This is a genomic window from Bacillus salacetis (assembly GCF_049177075.1).
Classification (GTDB): Bacteria; Bacillota; Bacilli; order Bacillales; family Bacillaceae_B; genus Rossellomorea; species Rossellomorea salacetis_A.
The window spans coordinates 3,370,434-3,390,976 of record NZ_CP185377.1 but is presented as its reverse complement, the minus strand read 5'-3'; the positions used below and the strand labels follow the sequence as shown (position 1 = coordinate 3,390,976).

The 20,543-nt window shown below is 42.6% G+C and carries 20 protein-coding genes and 1 other annotated feature; of the genes, 19 read left to right on the top strand and 1 reads right to left on the bottom strand.

Annotated elements, in window-relative coordinates:
* Positions 1-213: 213 nt before the first annotated feature.
* The 14 genes from hflK (at position 214) to thrS (ending at position 16,989) form a co-directional block, all read left to right on the top strand.
* Positions 214-1,176 (top strand): FtsH protease activity modulator HflK, encoded by a 963-nt coding sequence (gene hflK, locus ACOJQI_RS17740; RefSeq protein ID WP_421380415.1) that lies wholly within the window; start codon positions 214-216, stop codon positions 1,174-1,176.
* A complete protein-coding gene (hflC, locus tag ACOJQI_RS17735; protein WP_421380412.1) occupies positions 1,169-2,104 on the top strand; it encodes a protease modulator HflC in 936 nt (311 codons plus the stop codon). Before hflK ends, hflC begins: the two co-directional genes overlap by 8 nt.
* Before the next feature lie 152 nt (positions 2,105-2,256).
* Positions 2,257-4,884, top strand: a complete 2,628-nt coding sequence (polA, locus tag ACOJQI_RS17730) for a DNA polymerase I (RefSeq protein ID WP_421380409.1) — start codon at positions 2,257-2,259, stop codon at positions 4,882-4,884.
* 22 nt (positions 4,885-4,906) lie between these two features.
* Positions 4,907-5,731, top strand: coding sequence for a DNA-formamidopyrimidine glycosylase (gene mutM / locus ACOJQI_RS17725; RefSeq protein ID WP_421380406.1), 825 nt, complete (start codon positions 4,907-4,909; stop codon positions 5,729-5,731).
* Positions 5,732-5,912: 181 nt separating this feature from the next.
* Positions 5,913-6,545, top strand: a complete 633-nt coding sequence (ytaF, locus tag ACOJQI_RS17720; protein ID WP_421380403.1) for a sporulation membrane protein YtaF — start codon at positions 5,913-5,915, stop codon at positions 6,543-6,545.
* A gap of 22 nt (positions 6,546-6,567) precedes the next feature.
* Entirely contained in the window at positions 6,568-7,170 is a 603-nt protein-coding gene (coaE, locus tag ACOJQI_RS17715; RefSeq protein ID WP_421380400.1) for a dephospho-CoA kinase, read from the top strand.
* Positions 7,171-7,394: 224 nt separating this feature from the next.
* A complete protein-coding gene (locus ACOJQI_RS17710; RefSeq protein WP_421380397.1) occupies positions 7,395-8,417 on the top strand; it encodes a glyceraldehyde-3-phosphate dehydrogenase in 1,023 nt (340 codons plus the stop codon).
* Positions 8,418-8,834: 417 nt separating this feature from the next.
* Positions 8,835-9,215, top strand: coding sequence for an adenosylmethionine decarboxylase (speD, locus tag ACOJQI_RS17705; protein WP_421380395.1), 381 nt, complete (start codon positions 8,835-8,837; stop codon positions 9,213-9,215).
* A gap of 639 nt (positions 9,216-9,854) precedes the next feature.
* Complete coding sequence (locus tag ACOJQI_RS17700; RefSeq protein ID WP_421380392.1) at positions 9,855-10,208, top strand: cytosolic protein; 354 nt, start codon at positions 9,855-9,857, stop codon at positions 10,206-10,208.
* 94 nt (positions 10,209-10,302) lie between these two features.
* Complete coding sequence (nrdR, locus tag ACOJQI_RS17695; RefSeq protein WP_421380389.1) at positions 10,303-10,758, top strand: transcriptional regulator NrdR; 456 nt, start codon at positions 10,303-10,305, stop codon at positions 10,756-10,758.
* A gap of 94 nt (positions 10,759-10,852) precedes the next feature.
* Complete coding sequence (locus ACOJQI_RS17690) at positions 10,853-12,247, top strand: replication initiation and membrane attachment family protein (protein ID WP_421380386.1); 1,395 nt, start codon at positions 10,853-10,855, stop codon at positions 12,245-12,247.
* A 10-nt stretch (positions 12,248-12,257) separates the two neighbouring features.
* A complete protein-coding gene (dnaI, locus tag ACOJQI_RS17685; protein WP_421380383.1) occupies positions 12,258-13,190 on the top strand; it encodes a primosomal protein DnaI in 933 nt (310 codons plus the stop codon).
* 546 nt (positions 13,191-13,736) lie between these two features.
* Complete coding sequence (gene ytxC, locus ACOJQI_RS17680; RefSeq protein ID WP_421385506.1) at positions 13,737-14,588, top strand: sporulation protein YtxC; 852 nt, start codon at positions 13,737-13,739, stop codon at positions 14,586-14,588.
* 469 nt (positions 14,589-15,057) lie between these two features.
* The gene (thrS, locus tag ACOJQI_RS17675) at positions 15,058-16,989 is read left to right on the top strand and encodes a threonine--tRNA ligase (RefSeq protein WP_421380380.1); all 1,932 of its coding nucleotides are present in this window, start codon (positions 15,058-15,060) and stop codon (positions 16,987-16,989) included.
* 91 nt (positions 16,990-17,080) lie between these two features.
* Here thrS and ACOJQI_RS17670 read toward each other — a convergent pair whose 3' ends face one another.
* On the bottom strand, positions 17,081-17,584 hold the full coding sequence (locus ACOJQI_RS17670) for a YusW family protein (protein WP_421380377.1): 504 nt from the start codon (positions 17,582-17,584) through the stop codon (positions 17,081-17,083).
* Positions 17,585-17,777: 193 nt separating this feature from the next.
* Positions 17,778-17,913: a sequence feature (ribosomal protein L20 leader region), on the top strand.
* Positions 17,914-17,951: 38 nt separating this feature from the next.
* On the opposite strand from ACOJQI_RS17670, the gene infC reads away from it, so the two are divergent.
* The 5 genes from infC to ACOJQI_RS17645 all read left to right on the top strand — a co-directional run bounded on the left by infC (position 17,952) and on the right by ACOJQI_RS17645 (position 20,537).
* On the top strand, positions 17,952-18,521 hold the full coding sequence (infC, locus tag ACOJQI_RS17665) for a translation initiation factor IF-3 (RefSeq protein ID WP_421380374.1): 570 nt from the start codon (positions 17,952-17,954) through the stop codon (positions 18,519-18,521).
* A gap of 21 nt (positions 18,522-18,542) precedes the next feature.
* Positions 18,543-18,740 carry a 50S ribosomal protein L35 gene (rpmI, locus tag ACOJQI_RS17660; protein WP_409251586.1) on the top strand — a complete coding sequence of 66 codons (198 nt, stop codon included), beginning with the start codon at positions 18,543-18,545 and terminating at the stop codon, positions 18,738-18,740.
* A gap of 36 nt (positions 18,741-18,776) precedes the next feature.
* Positions 18,777-19,136 (top strand): 50S ribosomal protein L20, encoded by a 360-nt coding sequence (gene rplT / locus ACOJQI_RS17655; RefSeq protein ID WP_421380370.1) that lies wholly within the window; start codon positions 18,777-18,779, stop codon positions 19,134-19,136.
* Positions 19,137-19,612: 476 nt separating this feature from the next.
* Positions 19,613-19,912, top strand: a complete 300-nt coding sequence (locus ACOJQI_RS17650) for a DUF1294 domain-containing protein (RefSeq protein ID WP_421380367.1) — start codon at positions 19,613-19,615, stop codon at positions 19,910-19,912.
* Positions 19,913-19,964: 52 nt separating this feature from the next.
* Entirely contained in the window at positions 19,965-20,537 is a 573-nt protein-coding gene (locus tag ACOJQI_RS17645) for a TVP38/TMEM64 family protein (RefSeq protein WP_421380364.1), read from the top strand.
* The last annotated feature ends 6 nt before the right edge of the window (positions 20,538-20,543 follow it).

The following is a 20,543-nucleotide window of genomic DNA, read 5'->3' as shown; positions in this document are numbered from 1 at the left end:
TTTATATCAATCCAGCTCCAGCGCCTAGCCCCTCGGGGTCATAAGCCAATCCGTCAAGAAGGTTAAAGGGCAACCTTCCCGCCGGCTCGTCTTATGCCTGTCGGGGCTGATCAAGGCGCTTCCGCTTTATAATGGATAATTTTTTGTAATGTTTTTGAAACCATTCTGTTATTTAATCGTATAGTAGGTATCGAGATTGAAAGGGGAATGGGTATGAGCCTGAAGCAGATTTATAAGGTTGCGGGAATGATAGCGGGAGCTATTATTCTGGTGGTTGTTTTGTTCACATCCTGGTTTACTGTGGATGAATCCGACCAGGCTGTCGTCCTGACATTTGGAGAAGCTGGTCAGACGATCACAGAATCCGGTTTGAAATTCAAAATGCCATGGCCGATTCAGACGGTAGAAAAATTATCAAAAGAAACATACAGTCTTCAGTTCGGCTATGAAGAAAAGGACGGGGAAATCACTGAATTTCCAAAAGAAACGAAAATGATCACAGGTGATGAGTATATCGTTCTGGCTGATATGGTCGTTCAATGGAAGATTACGAATCCTGAAAAATACCTGTTTAATGCCGAAGATCCTAAAGAGATATTGTATGATGCGACTTCATCTTCCTTAAGAAGTATCATCGGAAGCACTGAAATTGATGAAGCCTTGACATCCGGTAAAGCGGAGATCGAGGCGCAGGTAAGGGATTTGCTTGTCACATTAGTGGATAAATATGATATTGGCGTTTCCGTGATTGGTGTGAAGCTCCAGGATGTAGAGCTGCCGAATGATGATGTTCGAAAAGCGTTTACAGACGTAACAGATGCGCGGGAAACGATGAATACGAAAATAAACGAAGCAGAGAAATACCAAAATCAACGATTGAATGAATCACAGGGTGAAAAGGATGCTATCATTTCCCGGGCGACTGGGGAGAAAGCCGCAAGGATCGAGCAGGCGCGTGGTGATGTAGCCGTTTTCGATAAACTGTATGCGGAATACAAAGGTAATCCGGAAATCACCAAGCAGCGTCTGATTTTAGAAACTCTTGAGCAAGTTTTACCGGACGCAGAGGTCTATATCATGAATGATGACGGAAACACAATGAAGTATTTTCCGATTCGTCCATTAGAAAAAGAAAAGCCTGTTCAAGGTCAAGAAGGGAATGCTGACAATGAGTGATTCCAACATTACCAATTTAAACGATAAGAAGAAACCGGATATTGAATGGAGGAAGTACACGAAGCTTGGCATCTTTTTGGTGGTCGTTATAGCTGTCCTGCTGCTGGTCATTCTCAACGTCTTTATTACGAAAGAAGGGGAGTACAGGGTTGTACGTCAATTTGGTGAAGTCGTGCGGATTGAAGAGGAACCGGGACTGAGTTTTAAAATTCCGTTCATTCAAACGGTCTCCACTCTTCCAAAATATCAAATGACCTATGATGTATCAGAAGCCGAGATCAATACAAAAGATAAAAAAAGAATGATGATTGATAACTATGCGGTATGGAGAATTGAAGATCCGATTAAGATGATTTCCAATGCCCGGAATGTCATCAATGCAGAAACCAGAATGGAAGAGTTCATTTATTCGGTTGTCCGGGCCGAGCTGGGTAAGCTTAACTATGCAGAAGTCATCAATGATGAAAAATCTGCACGGGGAAGCCTGAATGACAGGGTGACTGAAAGGGTGAATGAACTTCTGGAAAAAGGGAATTACGGGATTACGGTAACGGATATCAGGATGAAGCGGACGGATTTACCGGAAGCCAATGAAAATTCTGTTTATACCCGGATGATTTCAGAGAGGGAAAAGACTGCTCAGGAATATTTGTCTAAGGGTGATGCAGAGAAGCAAAGAATCATGGCAGATACAGACCGCGAAGTTACGGAACTGCTTGCCAAGGCTAAGGCAGATGCCAATGTCATCCGGGCTGAGGGAGAATCCGCAGCTGCTAAAATATATAACCAGTCTTTTTCGAAGGATCCTGGATTCTACCAATTATTCAGAACGCTTGAATCTTATAAGAAGACAGTCGATGGAGAAACTGTGCTCGTCCTTCCATCTGATTCCCCTTATGCTAAGTTACTGATGGGGTACACTGAATGATAAAATTCACAATTTAATACGCAAGCCGGAAGCCTCCGGCAGTGGTGCCGTTATTTTTCCTTTCTTTTCTGAACATGATAGAATGAAGGAAAGATAGCGGTTTTTTTGTCGTAGTTTGAATTAGACAAAAACCTTTACCAGGGAGGTTCATTATGAAAAAAAAGTTAGTCCTGATTGACGGAAACAGTATAGCTTACCGTGCCTTTTTCGCGCTTCCTTTATTAAACAATGATAAAGGAGTACATACAAATGCCGTGTATGGCTTCACTACCATGCTGCAAAAAATTATATCAGATGAAAAGCCGACACATATTCTGGTGGCGTTCGATGCCGGAAAAACGACATTCAGACATAAAACATTTGGTGATTATAAAGGCGGAAGGCAGAAGACACCGCCGGAACTATCCGAGCAATTTCCCTATATAAGAGAACTGCTGGATGCTTATCAAATCCCGAGATATGAGCTTGAGAACTACGAGGCGGATGATATAATCGGAACCCTTTCACTGCAGGCAGAGAAAGACGGTTACGAAGTGAAGATCATATCAGGGGATAAAGATTTGACGCAGCTCAGCTCCGAGACAACAACAGTGGGCATCACCCGCAAAGGAATAACGGATATTGAAATGTATACACCTGAACATATCATGGAGAAATGGGAAATCACTCCGGACCGCATAATTGATATGAAAGGCTTGATGGGCGACAGCTCCGATAACATTCCAGGAGTGCCGGGGGTTGGCGAAAAAACAGCCATAAAGCTGTTGAAGCAGTTTGGCACCATTGAAAAGCTGTTGGAATCGATCGAAGAAGTAAGCGGGAAAAAACTGAAGGAAAAGCTTGAAGAACATAAGGATCAGGCAGTAATGAGTAAAGAGCTTGCGACCATTCTTCGCGAAGCCCCGATTGAGGTTTCACTTGAGGATCTGAATTATGAAGGAAGCGACGATCCAAAATTGAAAGCTTTCTTTAAAGAGCTGGGTTTCAACTCCCTTCTGGAAAAGATGGGGGAAACGGTCGAAGAGGCAGAAGATTTACAAGATGTTTCTTATGAAATTTTAACTGAAGTAAAAGATGAGCACCTTAAGGATGATTCTTCTCTCTACATTGAAGTGATGGAAGATAATTATTTCAACGGAGAAATTGTCGGGATAAGTATGAGGAATAAAAGTGGAAACTACTTCTTCACACTTGATACGGCCCTTGAGTCTAATGCTTTTAAAGAGTGGACGGCTGATGAAAGCATTAAGAAATCCGTTTATGATGCAAAAAGATCAATCGTGTCACTAAGAAGACAGGGCGTTGAACTGAACGGTGTTGATTTTGACTTGCTGATTGCTTCTTATATACTCAACCCGGCAGAATCGGCAGATGATTTTGCATCAGTTGCCAAGAGGCACGGAGCTTCTGCGATTGAATCGGATGAAGCTGTATACGGCAAAGGGGCAAAGCGGAAGGTACCGGAAGAAGAGAAACTTGCTGAGCACCTGGCCAGAAAAGCAAACGTGGTTTATGAGCTTAAGAGCACTTGCGAGGAAGCCTTGAAGGAGAACGACCAGTATCAATTGTTTACAGACCTCGAACTTCCGCTGGCCATCATTCTTGCCGATATGGAGTACACTGGGGTTGCTGTAGATGTGGAGCGTCTGAAGGAAATGAAGAAGGAACTCGCCGACCGGCTTGATGAAATGGAAAAGAAAATCTATGAACTCGCTGGCGAGAAATTCAATATCAATTCACCTAAACAGCTTGGTGTCATTTTATTTGAAAAGCTGGAACTCCCTGTCATCAAGAAGACAAAGACAGGATACTCAACGTCTGCAGATGTTCTTGAGAAGCTGCAGTCCAAGCATGAGATTGTCGTCCATATCCTGCATTACCGTCAACTTGGGAAACTGCAGTCAACTTATATCGAAGGTTTGCTTAAAGTCATTCATGAAGACAACAACAAAGTCCACACCCGTTTTAATCAGGCTTTGACTCAAACAGGAAGACTGAGCTCAACAGATCCAAACCTGCAGAATATTCCTATCCGATTAGAAGAAGGCCGGAAAATCAGGCAGGCATTTGTGCCTTCTGAGAAAGAATGGCTGATGTTTGCAGCCGACTATTCTCAGATTGAACTTCGGGTGCTTGCTCATATTGCAGGCGATGAAAAACTGATAGAGGCATTCAATGAAGGAATGGATATTCATACCAAAACAGCCATGGATGTATTCCATGTTGAGGCTGACGATGTTACTTCCAATATGAGAAGGCATGCAAAAGCGGTCAATTTCGGGATTGTATACGGAATCAGTGACTTTGGGCTTTCCCAAAGCTTAGGGATAACAAGGAAAGAAGCCGGGGAATTCATTCAAAGATATCTGGACAGCTATCCGGGAGTCAAGGAATATATGGATGATATTATCGGTGAAGCGAAACAAAAAGGATTCGTAAAAACACTGCTCCACAGACGCAGATATATCCCTGAGATCACAAGCCGCAACTTCAATGTCCGCAGTTTTGCCGAGAGGACAGCGATGAACACTCCTATCCAGGGAAGTGCTGCGGATATCATCAAAAAAGCGATGATTGATATGGCAGAGAGACTGGAGAAAGAAAATCTTCAGGCGCGCCTCTTGCTCCAAGTACACGATGAGTTGATTTTTGAAGCACCTGAGGATGAAATTGAACGTCTTAAAGAAATTGTTCCGGAAGTAATGGAGAATGCTGTTGAGCTTGCGGTTCCGTTAAAAGTCGATTACTCATACGGACCGACTTGGTACGACGCAAAATAGAAACTTAAGTGGGTGAACAGATTTGCCAGAACTGCCAGAAGTAGAAACCGTCAGAAGAACATTGGCTGAGTTGGTTTCAGGAAAAAGAATACAATCGGTATCTGTTTTTTGGCCGAAGATGGTCAAGCTTCCAGATGAAGTGGAAGAATTCAAATTATCTCTGCAGGGGGAAACCATTCAGGGAGTCGACCGCAGAGGGAAATTTCTGATCATACAAACAGATCATTATTCTCTTGTCTCGCACCTGAGGATGGAAGGACGATACGGGGTGTTTCCAGGCGGAGAAGAGGTCGATAAACATACCCATGTCATCTTCCATTTTGAAGATGGTTCAGAATTAAGATATAAGGATGTCCGGAAATTCGGTACGATGCATCTGTTTCCAAAAGGTGAAGAGAATCTGAGCCTTCCGTTATCACAGCTTGGACCCGAACCTTTTTCTCCAGATTTTACTGTGGATCATCTAACAGAAAAACTCGCGAAAACAGAGCGTGCTGTCAAAGCTGTATTGCTGGATCAGACTGTTCTCGTCGGTCTGGGAAATATCTATGTTGATGAGGCCCTTTTCCGAAGCGGGATCCATCCTGCCAGGAAGGCTAAATCAATTAAAAAATCCGAAATGAAGAAACTTCATAAAGAAATCATAGATACTTTAAGTGAGGCTGTGGAACAGGGAGGCAGCACGATTCGATCCTACGTGAACTCACAAGGCCAAATCGGGATGTTCCAGCAGAAATTATTTGTCTATGGCCGGAAAAATGAAGAATGCAGAAACTGCGGCAAGCCAATCGAAAAAAATGTCACAGCTGGCAGAGGAACTCATTTCTGTCCGAATTGCCAGAAGTAATAATGGAGCATCAAGCAGCTAAGCCCTCGCACTAAAGCATAATAAAATGGTTCTTAACAATTGATAAGCTCTCTCCATATACTATCGTAGTTTTTAAACGTATGGAGGATAGCCGGATACTCACTATGAACTTCTGGTTTTCAACCCTCCTGATTCATAGACGGAGGAGGAGCTTTTCAACATGAGTGGAACACTTTTATTATTCATGCTTGCGTTTGCCGTAAGTCTAGACAGCTTTAGTACGGGGTTGACTTATGGCCTGAGGCAGATGGGGATGCCGCTGAAATCCATTGTGGTGATTTCTTTCTGCTCTGCAGGCTCGCTTCTGGCTGCCATGTCTTTAGGAGGAGCAGCGGAAAATGTCCTGTCAGAAGGATTGGCGGACAAAATCGGTGGACTGATTTTGATCGCGCTGGGTGCATTTGTCCTTTTGCAATTTTTTCGGACAGGAAAAGATTCCGCTGTTGATGAAGAAAAGATTTTATTTAACTTTGAAATTGAATCGATCGGGCTCGTCATAAATATTTTAAAAAGGCCGATGGCTGCCGATTTTGATAAATCAGGCACGATAACCGGGGTGGAGGCGATCATGCTTGGACTCGCGCTTTCTCTCGATGCATTTGGTGCCGGTTTCGGTGCTGCACTGTTAGGGTATTCTCCCCTGTTATTGGCTTTTACGGTCATGGTAATGAGTATGGGGTTTTTATCTGCAGGTTTAAAGATTGGAAAAAGCTGCGCCCATATGCACTGGGTGCAAAAGGTTTCATTTTTACCGGGGGTCCTCTTGATCCTGATCGGCGTGCTCCGGTTCTGATGTAAAGAAAGGATGACTGATAATGAAGTCAATTATCGGCCTGACTGGCGGGATTGCCAGTGGAAAGAGTACTGTGTCAAAGCTTCTTATAGAAAAAGGCTTCTCGGTGGTGGATGCTGATGCGGCCGCGAGAAAGGCGGTTGAACCGGGAGAGCCTGCACTTGATAAAATAGTTGAGGTCTTCGGTCAGGTAATCCTGAATCCTGATGGAACTTTAAACCGGACAGCACTCGGCGATATCATCTTTAATGATGAGGCACGCAGGAAAGAGTTGAATGGCATCGTCCATCCCGCTGTAAGGTCCCGGATGCTGGCTGAGAAAGATCAAGCATTCGAACAAGGAAAGCATACAGTGTTTATGGATATTCCGCTGCTGTATGAAAGTAACTTAACCTGGATGGTTGATAAGACCATCGTTGTGTATGTAGACCGGGAGACTCAGTTAATCCGGCTGATGAAGCGGAATGAATTGACTGAAGAAGAGGCAGCTGCCCGAATAGAATCCCAAATGCCGCTGGACAAGAAAAAGGAGCTTGCCCAGGCGGTATTGGATAACAGGGGTACAATCGAAGAGACATTGGCACAGCTGGACGAACTTATTGTCCAATGGAACCTGATGCCATAAAAGGAGCTGAAAGGCTTCTTTTTTTATATTTCCATTTAGAGAAGGACGGATTGTGGTATAGGTAAGGAAGGATTTAAAGCAGCGGCCGTTTTGTATTAGTTTTCAGAATAATTAATCATTGAAAATATGCGAATTTATCATTCAACTTTTTCATAATTATGTTATACTAATGCTAATTGAAATACACAAAAAGTATAACGTTTATATAGAGGGGAGCCAGATTAATGAAGGCGAAAATTGCAATCAATGGTTTTGGGCGTATCGGAAGAATGGTGTTCAGGAAAGCGATAATGGATGAGAATATTGATATTGTGGCGATTAATGCGAGTTATCCCGCAGAAACTCTTGCTCATCTGATTAAGTATGACACAAATCACGGTACATTCAATGCTGAGGTATCAACAGAAGAAAATGCCATCATTGTGAACGATAAACGTGTGAAATTAATCAGCAACCGTGACCCAAGGGAACTTCCTTGGAAAGAGCTTGGGATCGATATTGTGATAGAGGCTACAGGGAAATTCAACTCCAAAGACAAAGCAAGCATGCATCTTGAAGCCGGTGCGAAAAAAGTCATCCTTACGGCACCTGGTAAAAATGAAGATGTGACCATTGTTATGGGTGTAAATGAAAGCGCTCTAAAAATTGAAGAGCATGACGTTATTTCCAATGCCTCTTGTACAACAAACTGCCTTGCACCTGTAGCCAAAGTGCTGGATGAACAGTTTGGCATTGAAAATGGTCTGATGACAACCGTTCATGCTTATACTAATGATCAGAAAAACATCGATAATCCACATAAAGATCTGAGAAGAGCAAGAGCTTGCGGACAGTCCATCATCCCGACAACTACAGGTGCTGCCAAAGCATTATCTTTGGTCCTGCCTCAGTTGAAAGGAAAGCTTCATGGAATGGCGCTGCGTGTGCCTACACCGAATGTCTCGCTTGTTGATCTAGTTGTTGATGTGAAGAGAGATGTAACAGCGGAAGAAATCAACGAAGCGTTAATCACGGCGTCTCAAGGGTCGCTTGAAGGGATCCTGCAGTTCACGACAGAACCGCTTGTATCCATCGACTTCAATACAAATCCACATTCTGCCATCATTGACGGACTTTCTACAATGGTCATCGGTGACCGTAAGGTAAAAGTGCTTGCTTGGTATGACAATGAGTGGGGCTACTCTTGCCGGGTTGTGGATTTGACGAAATATGTAGCACAGCAAATGAAAACAAGTGTGAATGTATAATACTATTTGAAGAACCGGGGAGCTCCCCCGGTTTTTTTATTTTTAGATTCATAGAAAGATAGATGCGTATAATTCCTTTTTTATGGGAAAAAACAATTTAAGGGTTTGTAAATCAAACGGGGAAAAGTCTATGAAGGCCAATGGTTAAATTCTTGAAAACCCTTTAGGAATGCATATTCGCAGGATCTGCTTTCTGAAAAAACTTTTGCATAAAAATAATTAATATTTTTTATTGCAAATCTGAAATAAACAAAGTATACTATTTTTCGTGAACTTCTTGAACGCAAATGTAAATATTGTTAACTACTTAAAGGGTTAGGACCTCTTCGGACTAACTTTCCCCCGTGGTAGTTATTATGTTGCCGAAGGATAGGTTCATTTTGACGAAAAAAAATATGTCAAAGGGGGAAACAACAAATGGAAACAATGGGTAGACATGTAATCTCAGAATTATGGGGTTGCGATTTTGACAAGTTAAATGATGTACACGAGATTGAAAGAACATTTGTAGATGCTGCATTGAAATCAGGTGCTGAAGTTCGTGAGGTGGCCTTCCATAAATTTGCACCTCAAGGTGTAAGCGGAGTGGTGATCATTTCCGAATCTCACTTGACTATCCACAGCTTCCCGGAGCATGGTTATGCCAGCATTGATGTATATACATGTGGTGATCTTGATCCTAATATCGCTGCTGATTATATAGCTGAAGCCCTAAATGCACAAACGCGTGAGAATATTGAGCTGCCGCGCGGCATGGGTCCTGTACAAGTGAAACAATCAAAAGTGAATGCACTATAAAAAACACGGAGCCTTCTGGTTAATAGAAGGCTCTTTTTTATTGTTAAGGAAATTATGAAAGTCTTAAGTTATGGATAACAAAGATTGATACCTGTATCCCGCTCCAGCACGCAGCCTCGCGGGGGATAATCAGGGGAGCGGGGTACATCAAAAGCTGAAATAGAAGAAGATGGTGTCCTCAAAGAGGGTCTATACCGTCATCAAAAGAGGAGCCGGTCGAAAATGATGCCCCCAAAGAACGTCTATACCGTCATCAAAAGAGGAGTCAGTCGAAAATGATGCCCTCAAAGAGGGTCTATGCAGTCACCAAAAGAGAAGCCGGTCGAAAATGATGCCCTCAAAGAGGGTATATGCAGTCACCAAAAGAGAAGCGAGTAAAAAATGATGCCCCTAAAGAGGGTCTCTTCCTGCATCATAAGAAGTAAACCTAGACTTTGTTCTTTATATTTTTATAGATAAAGAGAACATCAAGGATATTAAACCGACAGCATTCCCGCTTTATGAAGGGGAATGCTTTTTTTAACTAAAGAATTTCGGTACAATAGAAATAGGAATGTTTTTTCGGAATATATCTAAAACAAACATGTGAACTTAAATAAGGATCGTGAGGGAAAGAACTTGGGAGTATTTTCATCCATAATGTCCATTTTTAAATCTGATATAGAAACATCTGATTCTAATGCGGATAAAGAATTACAGACACGTTATTATAAATCTGCACAAGACAAGGTTTTTCAGGCTGTCCTGGATTTGTTCTCTTCCAAAGAATATAAAGTGACTGGAGAGTCCAGGGAACGAGGGGAAATCACTGTGGAGAAAAGCGGGTTTCCAGGTTATTTTATTGTCGCTACCGCTATTAACGTCGCTCCTTTTGAATCGGCAGTCGACTTTAAAGTCAGTGCTGAGAAGAAGGTACCGGGCTCTTATCCTAAAATGAAGCAGGAAATTGCCTCTTTTTATCAAGTATTGGACAGCCGGCTGAAAAGGATATAAATTCCACCTTGTGAATATAGGCTCAGTTTTATATTATTTAAGTAGATAAACAAAGCAAAATCCGACTGTTACAAAGATTATCGGAGCTGATATTATGAAATGTCCATCTTGCAAATATAATGGAACCAGAGTAGTGGATTCCCGTCCGGTTGATGAAGGACGCTCCATTAGACGCAGACGGGAATGTGAAATGTGTTCATACAGGTTCACCACTTTCGAAAAAGTAGAGGAATTTCCTCTTATCGTGGTGAAAAAGGAAGGGACTCGTGAGGAGTTCAGCCGCGAGAAGATGCTGAGGGGTCTTATTAAAGCGTGCGAAAAGCGGCCCGTTTCCCTCGATACACTGGACAGCATTACTGGGGATATTGAAAAAGAATTGAGGAATGAAGGTTCATCAGAAGTGCCATCCGAAAAAATCGGCGAACTTGTGATGGACAGGCTGGCAAAGGTAGACGAAGTGGCATATGTCCGTTTTGCATCGGTTTACCGTCAATTTAAAGACATTAATGTATTTATAGATGAATTAAAAGATTTGATAAAAAAAGACTGAATGTGTTTGAGCTGAGGGACAACTTGGCTCTTTTTCTCTTTGTTTCAATGCATCACTGCGAGTCACCGTTTTCGGAAAAGTAAGGGAGATTAGAATGATGAACCACTGGAATAAAATTCAGCCTGTTGACAGATATACTGTTTGTTTAAATGGTGTCATCCAGGAATATGAACAGAAAGCAGTTACCTTCTTATATCAGCCGTTGATAGGGCCGGTATGCTACAGTCTGTATATGACGCTTTTAAATGAAGTAGAAGAATACAGGTTGAATTCGGAACAATCAACACATTACCACTTAATGAATTTTCTTTCTTCCAACCTGCCTGATATTTACGAAGCCAGACTGAAGTTAGAAGGAATCGGCCTGTTGAAGACTTTTGTGAAACAGGAGGGGGATCCCAGGGAGTTCATCTATGAGATTCAGCCTCCATTATCACCAGAACAGTTCTTCTCGGATGGGATGTTGAATGTCTATCTGTTCCGAAAGATTGGTAAAACGCATTTTAACCGATTGAAAAAGTTCTTCTGTGATGAAGAGGTGGATTTTTCGTCTTATCAGGAGGTCACAAGGTCATTTCAGGATGTCTATACTTCCAGCCAATCGATCAACCTGCTTGATGAGGAAGCGGAACAGGCGAGTTCACTGGCTGAAAAAGAAAAGTTTACAACTCCCAGGAATCCTTCTGGGGTGCCTGTTGATACCCTCGATTTTGATTTTGATTTGCTGCTTGCCGGCCTTTCACAGAATATGGTCCCGAGGCGTTCCTTTACACCTCATGTAAAAGAAACAGTAGCAAAGTTGAGCTGTTTGTACAGTATCGACCCGCTGCAAATGAAAAATGTCGTGTTGAGCGCTTTGACTGAGGATGATGAGATCAATATTGAAGAATTACGTAAAGCAGCAAGGGATTGGTATCAGCTTCAGCATGCAGGGGACCCGCTCCCCGACCTGCAGCCCAAGGTGCGGAAGGCTGAATCTTCTCCAAGAAAACAGCCTGCATCGAAGGAAGAAGAGTTGATTGAATATCTGGAAACCACTTCACCCAAAGATGTGCTTAAAGATATTTCTGGCGGAATTGAGCCTGCAAATAGTGATCTTAAGGCCATTGAGGAAGTGATGTTCTCAAAGAAACTTTCCACTGGTGTCACTAATGTCCTTTTGCAGTATGTATTACTGAAGACCGACATGAAGCTGACAAAAGGATATATGGAAAAGATTGCTTCCCACTGGGTAAGGAAAAAAGTTTCCACGGCCCAAGAGGCAATGGACCTTGCCAAAAAAGAGCATAGGCAATACCTTGAGTGGGCTGACGGGAAAAAAGAGAATACTAAAAAGAATTATAAGAAGCCTGTACGTACTGAAAAGCTGCCGGATTGGTTTGATGAAAAACCTGCAGCGAAAGAGGGCAGTGAATCTTCACAGAGCAGTACTGATTTTGAAGAACAGAAACGGAAACTTGAAGAAAAGTTGAAGAAATACCGAAAGTAGGTGGAGAAGTTTGGAATCGATCAATAACACCCTGAAAAAGCTTGGGGGCTCTCAAGCCTTTAAAGCAAGATACGAAAAGATGAGGCAGGAGATCATGCAAGACGATTATGTTAAACATTTTATAGAAAAGAATCAAGGAAGAATCACCAAGACGATGGTGGACAACAGCTTGATGAAACTGTATGAATACATTTCCCAAAGCAAGCAATGTGTTGATTGTCCAAGTCTTGCTCAATGTAAAAATATGATGCAGGGATATGATCCCCACTTGGTCATAAGAGGGAATCTGATTGATATTGAATACCATGTCTGCCCTCGGAAAGAGATGGAGGATGAGAAAAGAAAATCAGAAAAACTCATTAAAAGCCTCTATGTACCAAAGGATATACTGCAGGCATCATTTTCTAAGATCGATCTTGATTCACCAGGAAGGCTTGAAGCAGTCGATCTCGCCAACGAATTTGTTGAGAATTATGAGCCTGGCAGAAATCTGAAAGGCCTTTATCTTCACGGGAAATTCGGGGTGGGGAAATCTTATCTTCTAGGGGCAATAGCCAATCAGCTGGCAGATAAAAAGGTAGCATCTCTCCTGGTATATATGCCGGAGTTTGTCCGGGAGATGAAGCAGTCGCTAAATGATCATTCAATGGATGAAAAGTTGGATGCTGTCAAAAAAGCTCCTGTCCTGATGCTTGACGATATTGGGGCTGAAACGATGTCCAGCTGGGTAAGGGATGAGATCCTTGGAACGATCCTTCAGTTCAGGATGCTTGAGAACCTTCCAACCTTCTTCACCTCAAATTTCGATTATGAGGGGCTTAAACACCACCTTACTTATTCCCAGCGCGGAGAAGAAGAGAAGATGAAAGCAGCAAGGATCATGGAAAGAATTAAGTACCTGACAAGACCGGTCCTTCTTGATGGAATTAATAGGAGAGAATAGAAGCAGGAGACAATTTCCTGCTTTTTTTTATGGATTGACTATTAGCTGAAGGAAAGAGTTCACTTTTTTCTTCTAATATATTATTTGGATATGATACCTACACGCTAAAATAGATTTTTTTGTATCTCTGTTGTTTCCGGGTGATTGGAGCGGAAGCTCTGCGACCTCCTGCGGGACTAGCGGGACAGGTGAGACCCCGCAGGCGAAGCCAGCTCCAGCGGCCAGCGACTAGCAGATTTCGGTCTCCTTCCTTGCGATAAGTCATCATCAACTCACTTTGTTCGTTGTGATTCCTTTATCTCATGCAGAAGCCCTCCAATCTGTACGTCACTGAACGGCCGCTTACGCTTTTTATGCAGCCGAGGAGGCTCACCGCCCGCCCCGCGGAGTCGTACAGCTAGAGCGGAGATCACTACTCTTCCTTAAACACAAAATGTTCCGAGGCTTTTTAAATGAAAATCGGACCAGCTACTTCTAATTTGTCCCAGCTCCCCATATATATAAAGCAGGGATTTGGCTTTAAAGGGGGGAGCGGATTTGTTTGAAATGATTTTCAAACAATATGGAGACGCTAGGAATCTCCAAAAGTTTTTAGAAAAAGAATCGTGCGGCACATTGGTCCACGAAACACTTTTTCAAAATCAGAAGCATTATATCGTTTCAATAAAGAAACAGGAAAATAAACAAGGCATCTTAGATGGGCTATACAGGTTCATTATGAATATCAAGCGATTGGAATGGGCCGCCTATATCTTATCCGAATACTACCTCTACAAAGATGCACACGAACAGGAACAGATATTGACAATTGTGGGCGAGATGCTGAGTGGGGAAAGAGATGAATTGACCAGCTTGCTGAATGAATGGAATGAAGGAGAATTCCTTCATGGCAATCTGGAATCATTACTGGAGAGCGAGGAGCCTGTTCACTTCGACTCCTTTGTGAAATTCAGGCTGAAAGCCCTTTATGAGAGAACGGTTTTGTATGTTGAAAAGGCTATAGATGAATATAAGCTGGAGCAGGACTATCAGATGTTTGTGCAAATGCTGAGGGATTATCTCGCGAGCAAGAGCGATCAGCAGGAAACCATCCACCTATATTTCTCAAACTGTGATTTATTGTTTTTTAACGCTGAGTTAAAAGAAATGAAACGAACCGAATTATTGAGTGTGGTTGATAAGCGGCTTTTGACCAATCACCCTGTTTATGTTGATTCATATACAATCGCACCATTATTGTCCATGGCACCAAAACTGATCAACGTGTATTGTACAGAACCTGAATTAAAGCTCATTCGAACGATACAAAACATTTTCGAGGAGCGTGTCAGGATACTTCCGTTATCATCCTTTCCTGAGACCGTTCAGCCAGACATCCCGGATGCTGTGAATGAATAATAATTTTTACAGCGCTGCGCTTGATTTTCCTCATCTAACCGACTATAATAACCTACATATTAACTTCATATATCAAGGTTTTGATGAGGGCAACAGTATTCAAAGACGGTTCACAGAGAGGGAAGCATAAGGCTGGAACTTCCTAACACGATTGAAATACTTACCGCCTCTGAACTTCAACTATGAACACGAACGAGCGTATCTGACATACGCGAGGATCCGAACAAGCGAAATCGACGCAGAAATTCGCCGCTTATCGTTCGTCAGTATTGGTTGACGGCAGCAGCCGTTATATGATCCGGAGTCATTTGCACTTATTCTTTTTTTATAGCAAATGAGAAGTTGGGTGGAACCACGAGATAATAATATAACAAACCTCGTCCCTTCATTTTTGAAGGGATGGGGTTTTTTTATTTTGTAAAAAAAGAACACCCTAACTGAACAGAAAAGTAATTAAGGAGGAAATAACATGTCAGAAGCATTGAAAATCACTTTCCCTGATGGAAACGTAAAGGAGTTTCCTCAAGGAACAACAACTGAAGATATTGCTTCTTCCATCAGCCCAGGTCTGAAGAAAAAAGCATTAGCCGGAAAAATCAATGGCCATCTTATAGATCTAAAAACACCAATCAAAGAGGATGGCGCCATTGAAATCGTGACACCTGACCATAAGGATGCTTTAGAAATCCTTCGTCACAGTACTGCCCACCTAATGGCCCAGGCGGTTAAGAGATTATTTCCTGATGCAAAATTGGGAATCGGCCCGGTAATCGAAGGCGGGTTCTACTATGATATTGATACAGAGCATTCGATTACTCCTGAAGATCTGCCGAGAATCGAAAAAGAAATGAAGAAGATTTCCGAGTCGAACCTTGAGGTTATCAGAAAAGATGTCAGCCGTGATGAAGCGCAAAAAATGTACGAAGAAGTTGGCGATGAATATAAAATCGAACTTCTTGAGGCAATTCCTGAAGATGAGCAGGTTTCCATCTATGAGCAGGGTGATTTCTTCGATCTTTGCCGTGGAATCCATGTTCCATCCACAGGGAAAATCAAAGAGTTCAAGCTTCTTAGCATAGCTGGTGCATACTGGCGCGGTAACAGCGACAACAAAATGCTTCAGCGTATTTACGGAACAGCCTTTTTCAAGAAAGAAGACTTGAAAGAGCATTTGCGTCTGCTTGAAGAAGCGAAAGAACGCGACCACCGTAAAATCGGAAAAGAGCTTAACCTGTTCATGAACTCGCAAAAAGTGGGACAAGGTCTCCCGATGTGGCTTCCTAAAGGTGCGACAATCCGCCGCATCATCGAGCGTTATATCGTCGATAAGGAAGAAAAACTTGGTTATGACCATGTCTACACTCCAATCATGGGAAGTGTCGATCTTTATAAAACAAGCGGGCACTGGGATCACTATCAAGAAAACATGTTCCCTGTCATGGACATGGACAATGAGCAATTGGTCCTTCGCCCGATGAACTGCCCGCACCATATGATGATTTACAAAAACAGCATACACAGTTACCGTGAACTGCCGATACGAATTGCCGAACTTGGTACAATGCATCGTTACGAAATGTCCGGAGCGCTTTCAGGTCTGCAGCGTGTAAGGGGCATGACTCTGAATGATGCACATTTATTCGTACGTCCGGATCAAATCAAAGAAGAATTCAAACGTGTTGTCCGTTTGGTTCTTGAGGTTTATAAGGATTTTGATCTCAACGACTATTCCTTCAGGCTTTCGTACCGCGATCCTCAAGATACAGAGAAGTATTTTGATGATGATGAGATGTGGGAAAGAGCACAGGCGATGCTGAAAGAAGCCATGGATGAAATGGAGATCGACTACTTCGAAGCAGAAGGCGAAGCAGCATTCTACGGTCCTAAATTGGATGTCCAGGTGAAAACAGCATTAGGCAAGGAAGAAACACTATCAACTGTTCAATTGGACTTCCTGCTTCCTGAACGCTTTGATTTAACGTATATCGGGGAAGACGGAAAGCATCATCGTCCGGTCGTTATCCACCGAGGAGTCGTGTCAACGATGGAACGTTTCGTTGCATTCCTGATTGAAGAATACAAAGGAGCATTCCCTACTTGGCTCGCCCCAGTTCAGGTTCAGGTTATCCCTGTTTCCCCTGATGTGCATTTTGATTATGCAAAGAGAGTTCAAGAAGAGCTTCAAGCACAAGGGCTCCGTGTGGAACTTGACAGCCGTGACGAAAAAATCGGATACAAAATCCGCGAAGCACAAATGAGCAAGATTCCGTATATGCTTGTTGTCGGTGATAATGAAATCCAGGAAGAAGCCGTGAATGTAAGGAAATACGGTGAGCAAAAGTCCGAAACAGTCTCACTTTCAGAATTCATTCAGAAAGTAACTGATGAAGTCAATAGATAAAATGATTTGCCGGTTTCTTTAAGGAGGAGCCGGCTTTTTTATGGCCAGAACCAAAAAAAGCAGCCACTATTGGCTGCTCTAATTGTAAAAATCAGCTGGTCTCAGCTTCAAATTCAATTGTTTCTCCATTGCTTAGATCAATATCAACTTCCATCCATTCAAAGTCTTCCCGTAGATTAAATTGGGAGACGATCTGCGAAACCAAATCCTCTTGTGAGGTGTTTTCATCAAAATCGAGCTCAGAGAAAATCGGATAAAGGGTCTCAAAAGCTTGTGCCCCGTCTTTTTCCTGCCCGTTAAGGTTATCATCAATGCTGGCTTCAAGGCCGTCATTTTCTTTCTCATATTCAACTTGATAGGCAGTTTCAATCATGTCCGGGTATTCCACATTCATTTCAAAATAATCGAACTTGATTCCTTCAGACCGATCGTCTGTGAATACCTCTTCACCTTCTTCAAGTGTATTTGTTTCCTCATCTTCAACTACGACTTCCTGATTTCCTGATGTATTATCCGCAGCGTTTTCGTCCTCTGCACATGCGCCGAGAAGTACGGACATTGATAGAACAGTCAACACGGAAAGTGTTTTTTTCATGAAATTTCGTCCTCCTTTTGAAAAAAAACTTGTACTATACTATTTCACGTGGGACTCCATTTGAAACATTTTTGAAAAAAACAGTTGCAGTCAGAATGATTCTTTGATAAGATAATTCTTGTTGCAAAGGAAAGCGATCATTTGACAGTGAATACTGGTTATGATATAGTACTAAGGTAATTGAATACAGTTTGCGGTAAAGAAGGAGCTACCCGCTTCTCACCTGATTGACGCACTAGGCAGTTGGCAGGTTTTACGAAATGTACTTTATGACGTTTAGCGTCTTATTCTATGCGGGTGAGCTTTGCCACCGGCATTTTTTTATTGACTAAATCATTGACATTAGTTCCTGCAGAAAATTTGCTCTATGCTGATCTTGCCCAAACGTAGTATTCTCAAAAAACCTTGGAGGTGTCTGACTATTAGCAAAGACATGTTCGTTAACGAAGGCATACGTGCTCGTGAAATCCGTCTGATTGATCAAAACGGTGAGCAGCTTGGAATCAAAACCAAAAATGAAGCGTTGGAAATCGCTGGTCGTGTGAATCTTGATCTTGTATTGGTTGCGCCGAATGCAAAACCACCGGTGGGCCGTATCATGGACCATGGTAAGTATAAGTTCGAGCAGCAAAAGAAAGAGAAAGAAGCTCGCAAAAACCAGAAAATCATCAATTTGAAAGAGGTTCGTCTGAGCCCTGGTATCGAAGAACATGATTTTAACACGAAGCTTCGCAATGCTCGCAAGTTCCTTGAAAAAGGAGATAAAGTCAAAGCTTCCATCCGCTTTAAAGGCCGTGCCATTACGCATAAAGAAATCGGCCAACGTGTGTTGGATCGTTTCTCTGAAGCATGCAAAGACATTGCTACAGTAGAATCGAAGCCAAAGATGGAAGGACGCAGTATGTTCTTAGTATTAGCACCAACTAATGAAAAGTAATGGATCGAGGAGGAATTTCAAATGCCAAAAATGAAAACTCACCGCGGCTCAGCTAAGCGTTTTAAAAAGACAGGTTCTGGAAAATTAAAACGTTCTCATGCTTACACAAGCCACTTATTCGCTAACAAATCTCAGAAGCAGAAGCGTAAGCTACGCAAAGGCGCAGTTGTTTCTGCAGGTGATTTCAAACGCATTCGTCACATGCTTGACAACCTATAAATCGAAATGGATCTACCACACTAGGAGGGAAATAATATGCCACGTGTAAAAGGCGGTACAGTAACACGCAGACGTCGCAAAAGAGTTCTTAAATTAGCAAAAGGATTTTTCGGATCAAAACATACATTATACAAAGTAGCTAACCAGCAGGTTATGAAATCTTACATGTATGCTTACCGTGATCGTCGCCAGAAAAAGCGCGACTTCCGTAAGCTTTGGATCACTCGTATCAATGCAGCTGCTCGTATGAACGGTCTTTCTTACAGCCGTATGATGCATGGTCTTAAACTTGCAGGTATCGAAGTAAACCGTAAGATGCTTGCTGAGCTTGCTGTAAACGATGAAAAAGCATTTGCTCAATTAGCAGAAGCTGCAAAAGCTCAAAACAACAAGTAATATTGTTGATGAAAAGCCATTCTCTTTGGAGGATGGCTTTTTTGTTTTTAATAGGAATAGGTTGATTTCCGCTGCAGCTGTGCGACTCCGCGGGGCGGGCGGTGAATTAAAAAGCGGAAGCGGCCGTTCAGCGCCGTACAGATTGGAGGGCTCTCGCATGAGATAAAGGAAACACAACGAACACAGTGAGTTGCTGTTGACTTATCGCAAGGAGAGAGCCTGAAATCTGCTAGGCGCTGGCCGCTGGAGCTGGATGAGCCTCCTCGGCTGCGCCTGCGGGGTCTCACCTGTCCCGCTAATCCCGCAGGAGATCGCACAGCTTCCGCTCCAATCTACATAGAATCTCTGTTGCCACTTCAATATAAGTTCAGTCTTATTCAGGGAATATTAATTTTATTCGAAACCAGTCCCCTGACTTGGTCTTCATCCTTTATACTTATAGAAAATACAAATCCTATGAAAAGAGGTGTTCATTTGTGAGCACACCATTAATACTCCTTCTGGCTTACTTCGTCATTGTGAATCTGATGGGATTTATCATCATGGCTAATGACAAGAACAGGGCAAGACAGAATAAATACAGAATCAGAGAAAGTTCCATCTGGAAGGTTGCATTCCTTGGAGGAGCAATCGGTTGTTACGCTGGAATGAAAAGGTACCGGCATAAAACGAAGCATGCTGCATTCAAGTACGGTCTTCCGGCTTTATCTGTGATTGAACTGGTTACGTATGCCGGTCTGGCTTTCATCATTTTCCAGGAGAATGCCTTGTTCTAACAGCTCGTACCCTTGTATATGCTGTAGTAAACAATAGAAATGAGGTGGGAGCATGGACGAGAGGTATGCCTTTGTTTTTGCCTTCATTGAATCAAGCGGCTGGCTGGCTCCCCTGGCATTCATTTTATTTCATATTCTCAGGCAGTTTGTCTTCATCCCGGTTGTTCTGGTGTGTATTGTCGGCGGCATCTTATTTGGAAGTGTTTTTGGCACGATTTATTCCCTTATTGGATTGACGCTTTTATCGGGTGGATCCTATTTTATTTTAAAAATGCTTCCAGCCTTGAATCAAAAACTATTAATCCTAAAGCAAAAATGGTTTGGACAGGGAGCAGTCCTGACTGTAGGTCAGATAGCGGTTTTAAGACTGGTTCCATTCGTACATTATCAATTGTTGAATGTTTGTTTGATGGAAAGAAAACCTGCTTTGGGAGATTACTTGAAAAGCTCTTTCCTGGCGAATCTGCCGCTTGCCTTTTTTTACACTGTGTTTGGGGAGTTCATTTCCGCTTTCACCCCGGGAATCATCATGGTCATCCTTCTGGGGCTCTCCATCCTGTTCTATACTTTGAGGGAAAAGGTGAGGGTGATCAAGTGGCGGGAATTTTTCCAACAACCATCTTGAAAAAAC

What these genes read in the sequence shown, in the direction of transcription:
- hflK (WP_421380415.1), top strand. Translation starts at nt 214, where the DNA reads ATGAGCCTGAAGCAGATTTATAAGGTTGCGGGAATGATAGCGGGAGCT.
- hflC (WP_421380412.1), top strand. Translation starts at nt 1,169, where the DNA reads ATGAGTGATTCCAACATTACCAATTTAAACGATAAGAAGAAACCGGAT.
- polA (WP_421380409.1), top strand. Translation starts at nt 2,257, where the DNA reads ATGAAAAAAAAGTTAGTCCTGATTGACGGAAACAGTATAGCTTACCGT.
- ytaF (WP_421380403.1), top strand. Translation starts at nt 5,913, where the DNA reads ATGAGTGGAACACTTTTATTATTCATGCTTGCGTTTGCCGTAAGTCTA.
- coaE (WP_421380400.1), top strand. Translation starts at nt 6,568, where the DNA reads ATGAAGTCAATTATCGGCCTGACTGGCGGGATTGCCAGTGGAAAGAGT.
- ACOJQI_RS17710 (WP_421380397.1), top strand. Translation starts at nt 7,395, where the DNA reads ATGAAGGCGAAAATTGCAATCAATGGTTTTGGGCGTATCGGAAGAATG.
- speD (WP_421380395.1), top strand. Translation starts at nt 8,835, where the DNA reads ATGGAAACAATGGGTAGACATGTAATCTCAGAATTATGGGGTTGCGAT.
- ACOJQI_RS17700 (WP_421380392.1), top strand. Translation starts at nt 9,855, where the DNA reads ATGTCCATTTTTAAATCTGATATAGAAACATCTGATTCTAATGCGGAT.
- nrdR (WP_421380389.1), top strand. Translation starts at nt 10,303, where the DNA reads ATGAAATGTCCATCTTGCAAATATAATGGAACCAGAGTAGTGGATTCC.
- ACOJQI_RS17690 (WP_421380386.1), top strand. Translation starts at nt 10,853, where the DNA reads ATGATGAACCACTGGAATAAAATTCAGCCTGTTGACAGATATACTGTT.
- ytxC (WP_421385506.1), top strand. Translation starts at nt 13,737, where the DNA reads ATGATTTTCAAACAATATGGAGACGCTAGGAATCTCCAAAAGTTTTTA.
- thrS (WP_421380380.1), top strand. Translation starts at nt 15,058, where the DNA reads ATGTCAGAAGCATTGAAAATCACTTTCCCTGATGGAAACGTAAAGGAG.
- ACOJQI_RS17670 (WP_421380377.1), bottom strand. Translation starts at nt 17,584, where the DNA reads ATGAAAAAAACACTTTCCGTGTTGACTGTTCTATCAATGTCCGTACTT.
- infC (WP_421380374.1), top strand. Translation starts at nt 17,952, where the DNA reads ATGCTGATCTTGCCCAAACGTAGTATTCTCAAAAAACCTTGGAGGTGT.
- rpmI (WP_409251586.1), top strand. Translation starts at nt 18,543, where the DNA reads ATGCCAAAAATGAAAACTCACCGCGGCTCAGCTAAGCGTTTTAAAAAG.
- rplT (WP_421380370.1), top strand. Translation starts at nt 18,777, where the DNA reads ATGCCACGTGTAAAAGGCGGTACAGTAACACGCAGACGTCGCAAAAGA.
- ACOJQI_RS17645 (WP_421380364.1), top strand. Translation starts at nt 19,965, where the DNA reads ATGGACGAGAGGTATGCCTTTGTTTTTGCCTTCATTGAATCAAGCGGC.